This is a genomic window from Caballeronia glathei (genome assembly GCF_000698595.1).
Lineage (GTDB): Bacteria > Pseudomonadota > Gammaproteobacteria > Burkholderiales > Burkholderiaceae > Caballeronia > Caballeronia glathei.
In genome coordinates, this window is record NZ_JFHC01000256.1 from 1 (window position 1) to 875 (window position 875).

Annotated in this window: 1 pseudogene; it reads right to left on the minus strand. The window is 57.9% G+C overall.

The features are described 5' to 3' along the window. Window positions 1-40: 40 nt before the first annotated feature. Window positions 41-792: pseudogene (locus tag BG61_RS41680) on the minus strand (IS5 family transposase). Window positions 793-875 lie beyond the last annotated feature (83 nt).

Here is an 875-nt window from a genome sequence, read left to right on the forward strand (position 1 = left end):
TGTGTGAATGGCCTTGATGTGCGCTAGGTCGTGTTAACAATCAAAGCTTTGGCGCAAATGCGCAAGCGAGTTGCGCAAAGGCCATGAAGTTACGGGCGAGTTTGTCATAGCGAGTAGCGAGGCGTCGAAAATGTTTGATGCGACTGAAGAAGCGTTCGATAAGGTTGCGACAACGATACGGCTCGGGATCGAAAGCGCGCGGATTGCGCCGATTGGCGCGTGGCGGGATCACGGCCTGGGCACCAGAAGCTTCGATCTGCTGGACGAACGCGTTGCTGTCGTAGCCCTTGTCAGCGATGACGGCTTGAGCCGCGAGATCGGCAATCAGTTCCGGGGCGTAGTCGATGTCGGCGACTTGGCCGGCGCTCAATATGATACGCAGCGGATTGCCCAGCGCGTCGACGGCGACATGCAGTTTCGTGCTCAATCCTCCCCGCGACCGCCCAAGTGCCTGAGGCCCCGCTTTTTTTGGGCGCCAGCTGAATGCTGGTGCGCCCGCACGATGGTCGAATCGATGAGCAATTGCTGCAAATCGGCTTCGCCTGCCAAGGCATGGGTCACACGTTCCCATACGCCCTTTCTGCTCCAGCGGGAAAAGCGGATGTACGTGCGCTCCCACCGACCGAATTCGCTGGGTAGGTCGCGCCATGGTGCGCCAGTACGAGCGATCCATAGCACCGCTTCGACAAACAGCCGATTGTCTGCCGCTGTGCGTCCCGGATCGCTTGCCTTGCCTGATAACAGATGCTCGATCTTCGTCCATTGCGCGTCACTCATCAGCCAGCGAACCATCCTGATCTCCCATAAAAATCAGGATGTAAACACAATTCATTGATTGTTAACAGCCCCTAGCAGCGCGTCGTTGCTCACGCGGC